The sequence below is a fragment of the Pseudarthrobacter sp. NamB4 genome, assembly GCF_005796185.1.
In the GTDB taxonomy this organism is placed as follows: Bacteria; Actinomycetota; Actinomycetes; order Actinomycetales; family Micrococcaceae; genus Arthrobacter.
Window position 1 is genome coordinate 1 of the sequence record NZ_VAHM01000048.1, and the last position, 330, is coordinate 330.

The 330-nt window shown below is 69.1% G+C and carries 1 pseudogene; it reads left to right on the forward strand.

What is annotated here, in order from left to right:
* Positions 1-321 (forward strand): annotated as a pseudogene (locus FDW81_RS17980) (hypothetical protein); the annotation flags it as partial.
* Positions 322-330 lie beyond the last annotated feature (9 nt).

Below are 330 nucleotides of genomic sequence, written 5' to 3' on the forward strand. Positions count from 1 at the left end.
TTGGCCGGACGCCTCACCCGCGGCCTCACCGCCGGTGCCCAGAACCCGCAGAGTGCAGTACAGGGCACTACGCCGCAGGGGGCCGTACAGCCCCAGCCGGTTGCCCCGCTCCATCAGGAGACCGTGTACGCAGCCGGGAATGACGATCTGTTCAACGAGCCGGTGGCCACCGGCCGAGAGCCCGTCTCCACTACAACCCTGCCGTCAGGCCCGGCCGAGGACACCCCGCTCCGGTACGAGGATGACCCCTTCCGGGACGAGGACGGCTCTTACCGCACCGCCGACGGCAACTACCGGTCAACGGAAGGACGCCAGCTGTGAGTAGCCAGG